This window comes from uncultured Campylobacter sp. (genome assembly GCF_937949835.1).
Taxonomy (GTDB): Bacteria; Campylobacterota; Campylobacteria; order Campylobacterales; family Campylobacteraceae; genus Campylobacter_B.
The window spans coordinates 1-4,747 of sequence record NZ_CALEDC010000408.1 but is presented as its reverse complement, the minus strand read 5'-3'; the positions used below and the strand labels follow the sequence as shown (position 1 = coordinate 4,747).

The following is a 4,747-nucleotide window of genomic DNA, read 5'->3' as shown; positions in this document are numbered from 1 at the left end:
GGTCATATTCTCGGCCTACGACGAGTCTAAATTTTTCACCAAAGCGATATCTATCGGCGTGGACGGCTACATACTAAAGCCTTTTACGACCGAGGATCTACTAAGCGTGCTTGAAAAAATCACGCAAAGCATCGAAATAAAACCGGGAAAGTTTATTTATCTAAGCGGCGATTTCGTGTGGGACAAGCAGAGTTTAACCCTATCCAAGGCAGGCGAAATTATCAAACTAACCAAAAACGAAACCTCTTTGTTGCAGCTGCTTCTAAGCTCTAGCGGACGGATCGCAAGCGGCCTTGAGATAGAAAACGAGCTGTTTGAGGACTATGGCGGATATGACGACAAACGGGTAAGAAATATCGTATCCAGATTTCACCAAAAAATAGGCTATAAGCTGATAGAAAATATCTACTCACAAGGATACAGAATAAAATGGCGATAGTAGACATCAAGAAAAATCATCAGAGATTTGAGACGATATTTTCAAATTCCGGCGTCGGCATCTTCATCGTGGACAAGAAAAGAAATATTATGGAGTGCAACGAGACCTTTTGTAAAATTTTCGGCTACGAATACGACGAGATCATCGGTAAATCCGCGCAAACCATACATCTAAGCGAAGAGAAATACCTGCATTTCGCAGACATCGCCTTTAATAAAGTAAGAAAAAATGAGGCCCTGCAGCTAAACTACGAGCTAAGGCACAAAAGCGGCAAAGGGCTGTGGATTAGAATTTCGGGCGACTCCATATCGGGAAACGACGAGGTGCTTTGGATAGTGGTGGATATCACCAAAAGGGTGATGGCGGAGAAGAAATTAAAACAAAGCAGGCTGAAGGTCAAACGGCTAAATTTAACGCTCAACCACGAGATCGAGGAGCAGCTAAAGCTCATAAGGCGCCAAGACGAGCAGCTTCAGTATCAATCAAGGCTCGCTCAGATGGGCGAAATTTTAAATATGATAGCGCATCAATGGAGGCAACCGCTGTCCGCTATCTCGGCTACGGCTTCGTATCTAAGCACTAGCTGCTTGATGGCGGATAAATTTGATAAAATGGCTCTTTTGGAGGAGCTAGGCAAGATCGAGCAGTATTCCAAGCACCTATCCGAAACGATCGATGAATTTAGAAATTTCTTTAAGCCCGCTAAGATCAAGGAAGTTACGAGCCTGGAGGAGCTTTGCAATATGGCGATAAATATCGCAAAAGCGATACTGCAAAATCAAAAGATTAAAATTTACGCGAAATACGGCTGCAACCAGACTCTGCTTACATATAAAAACGAGGTTTCGCAGGTTATTTTAAACATCATAAAAAATGCTCAAGACGCCTTTTTAGAAAGAAATATCGACGACGGGGTTATCGAAATTTCAACCTACATCGAAAAGTCCTATCTTTGCTTAAGCGTAAAAGATAACGCCGGCGGCATCAAAAAGGAGATCGCGGATAAAATTTTCGATCTGTATTTTTCTACCAAAGCTAGCAAAAACGGCACCGGCATCGGGCTATATATGTCAAAGATCATCATCGAAGATCACTGCAAGGGCTCGCTCGCCGTAGAGAGCCTAAAAGGCGGTTCAAATTTCATAATCAAACTTCCGAAATGAAGCTTTTCTGAGACAATTTAAAAATTTAATCCAAATTTACGCTACAAATGGGCTGCACTCTTTTTATATAATTAACAAAGATTAAATTTTATGTAAGGAGGGAGCGATGAGCGAACCTGAAGACAAAATTTATCTGGAGGAGCGGAAGCTTGTTAGAAGATATTCTCCGCTCACATCGGTGCTTATAAACACTCTATTTTTGTTTGTGGTGTTTTACGCATCGTGGTGGATCTTTCAAGATCCTAGGGGACTGATGAGGATGTATACCCCTTACGTGGGATATATGTGGTGCAGGTGGCTACTTGTAGTTATCATCTGGATAGCGTATATTTTTAACTTTTGGCCATTCAAAAGAGAGTGGCTCTATACGGCGGGGCCAGCGAAAAAGGGCATTATCTTTACGGTGATGGTATTTTTTACCTTCTTCGTATTCTTAAAGATATTCTTCGAATTTATTCTAGGCGAGCTTGCCATATCGTATTTTAGTCCGCGAAGGCTTGCGGAGCTTGGCATAACCGATTTTTACGCGCTTGAGTACTCGGCTCAGGCTATTTTGATGTTTGCCGCTATCGCATCGTGGCTCAGCCCCTCTTGGGTGGTGGCCGCGGATAATTCGCCGTGGCAGAAGCTAAAGCAGCCCGCTAAAGGCTTTACAGTTTTTATCTGGACCTTTTTGCTAAGTATGATCGTGTATTTCGTATTTTTCCACTCGCAAATGGGAATTTTATTCGATCCGTGGCAAAAATACACATCCATCACTCCGCCTTGGTGGCACAACTTCGCCGATACCGTGCACGGAAATTTCAATATCGCATGGATTATGTGCTGTACTGTTATGGTGTGGGTGTATGAAACTATCTGGGAGAGGTATCCTTTTAGCCTTATTAAGACGAACTGGCTTAGAAGGACGGCGTCGTTTTTCGGCATTATAGCGATGGCGTTTTGCTTTTCATTCTTCTTTTACTATCTGCAAGAGCTCATCTGGGGCGTGCATATTAGAGGCGACAGAAGGCTTTTTGCGCCCGATTGGCGATGGCTGCACGTAGGCGAGATAGCTATATTTTGGCTGGTGCCGGTGCTGTTTATTAAATTTTACTGCAACAACGCGGTTAATAAATTTTCAAAGCCCGTCAATATCCTTCTTAGAACGATCATAAGCATGGTAGCGGCTATCGTCCTATACTACGTCTATTATCAGGTCTCTCACTTTTTACTAGGCACCCAAAAAGGCTTTTCGCACCCGCAACAATTCCCGATGATTCCGATGATCTGGTTTATCAACGTCATGCTGATAAATTACTGGTTTATGGACGGCTGGCCGGGCTGGAAGCTTGCTGGCAAGAAAGAGGAAGCAGAGGAAGCAGGCGAGGAAGATGATTTTGGAAATAAAAATTCCATCAAAGGCTTGGTAGCGGGCTTTATCATAGGCGTGGTTATCTATCTCGCCGTAGTTTATCTAGCGCCTGCCGTGGGCAATATGCTTACAATTTTTAAATAAAGGATCTGAGATGAATGAAGCTAGAAGAGATTTTATAAAAGGCGGTGCAGCGGGAATAGGACTCGGCGCGCTCGCATCGATGGGAGTGTTTTCATACTCTCCTGCGAGGGAATTTTTTCTTCCGGATGAAGTGCGAAAGATGACCGATTTTGGCGCGATTAAAAGCGTCGAGGTTACTAATATCTCCGAAACGAGCTGGTTTGACAACTCGATGCTGATGGGAGATATTAAAGGCGCAGGCGGACTGCTAGTCAATCAATATCTATTTAACTGGCCACCGTTTGGTAACGGCAAAGGGCTTGCCAAAGGCAGCTACGAAGAGGGAATTTCACAAATCAAGCATCTTCTACCCGATAAGATCGATGAGGCGTGGGAGGTAACCAAAAAACTTTCCGTAAATCCCGATAACGCCGGCGGCTACTCCGCTTTGATAGAGATAGAGCGGCTAAACGGCGAAAAGAAAAAATATCTGCTTGATTGCGGCTGGTCATATAAGTGGATGCACGAGTGCTTTAAGCGGGAGGGGATCGATAAGATGCTGCAAAGCGGTGAGATCGACACTCTCATAATGTCGCACGAGCACTACGATCACTTTTGGGCGCTACCCGTAGTTTTAAAGTATAAGCCCGACATCAGAATCATCATTCACGAAGGCTTTTACCCGGAGGGCAGACAATATATCAAAGATTCAGGCCATAAAGGCGAGCTTGTAGTGTTTAAAAAGGGCAGAAATGAGATCGAGCCCGGAATGTGCACGTTTTGCTACGACTGCCCTATCATTACGAGGGTTTTTGGCGAGCAGTCGATCTTCGTAAACGTCAAAGACAAAGGCCTAGTGAGTATCACGGGCTGCTGCCATCAAGGCATCATTACTTTTTCGGACTCCGCGCATAAGGAGCTTAAGTACGACAACGACCAACTCTATGGTCTTTACGGCGGACTTCATATCTCGCCGTTTGACGACTGGGATCCAAAATACGACGATCTGGTTATCGGACTTAAAAGATGGAACTACCAAGTCATGGCGTGCAACCACTGCACGGGTCTGCTGACCGTGCAAAAATTCGTCCGCGAGGGCTATCCGATCGTAAAAGGCACGGCTAGATTTAGAACCAAAACGTCCGATTATCTGGGCAACGGCGATAAGGTTAAATTTGGATAGAAGCATGGAATTTCAAGATATTTTCCCTTTGAAATTTAAATACTCGTTTGAGGATTACAGGTCGCTTATGAGATGTATATTGATGAAGTCTCTTTACGATAGCGACATAAAATCCTCAAGCAGGTATCAAGGGATGTATAAGGGGAACTATTTTAATGAATGCTGGAGCATCAAATTTGGCTTTTACGGCGGAATTTACGGCATCGTTTTGCGGGAGGTGAAAGAGGATGCGGGCGTATTTGAGCTTTATTATTTCCCCTCCGCAAATGACGAGCTGCTCGGTAGCGTCTCGCTTTTTGAAGCCGTTTTGGCTGGGGAGCCGGACTTTTTGGCAAAGGTGCGAAATTTCTCCGCGCACGGGGAGCTTTTAAATAACTTCTGCGTCGCTACGATCTATTTAAAGCCGCAAGAGCGGGGCATAGCGCTATCTTTTGAAACGAAGCTCAGAGATAGATCGTACGCAAAGGACGGCGTCTGCGTAGAGG

The 4,747-nt window shown here is 44.5% G+C and carries 5 protein-coding genes; all 5 read left to right on the top strand.

The window, feature by feature from the left end; translation table 11 throughout:
* On the top strand, positions 1-439 hold a 439-nt coding region (locus tag Q0256_RS09245), incomplete at its 5' end, for a winged helix-turn-helix domain-containing protein (RefSeq protein WP_297962417.1).
* The gene (locus Q0256_RS09240) at positions 430-1,602 is read left to right on the top strand and encodes a PAS domain-containing sensor histidine kinase (RefSeq protein WP_297962415.1); all 1,173 of its coding nucleotides are present in this window, start codon (positions 430-432) and stop codon (positions 1,600-1,602) included. The genes Q0256_RS09245 and Q0256_RS09240, both read left to right, overlap by 10 nt.
* Before the next feature lie 106 nt (positions 1,603-1,708).
* On the top strand, positions 1,709-3,100 hold the full coding sequence (locus Q0256_RS09235; protein ID WP_297962413.1) for a hypothetical protein: 1,392 nt from the start codon (positions 1,709-1,711) through the stop codon (positions 3,098-3,100).
* Positions 3,101-3,110: 10 nt separating this feature from the next.
* On the top strand, positions 3,111-4,262 hold the full coding sequence (locus Q0256_RS09230) for an MBL fold metallo-hydrolase (protein WP_004318461.1): 1,152 nt from the start codon (positions 3,111-3,113) through the stop codon (positions 4,260-4,262).
* The coding region (locus Q0256_RS09225) for a hypothetical protein (protein ID WP_297962411.1) at positions 4,255-4,747 on the top strand (493 nt) is incomplete at its 3' end. The genes Q0256_RS09230 and Q0256_RS09225, both read left to right, overlap by 8 nt.

What these genes read in the sequence shown, in the direction of transcription:
- Q0256_RS09230 (WP_004318461.1), top strand. Translation starts at nt 3,111, where the DNA reads ATGAATGAAGCTAGAAGAGATTTTATAAAAGGCGGTGCAGCGGGAATA.
- Q0256_RS09240 (WP_297962415.1), top strand. Translation starts at nt 430, where the DNA reads ATGGCGATAGTAGACATCAAGAAAAATCATCAGAGATTTGAGACGATA.
- Q0256_RS09235 (WP_297962413.1), top strand. Translation starts at nt 1,709, where the DNA reads ATGAGCGAACCTGAAGACAAAATTTATCTGGAGGAGCGGAAGCTTGTT.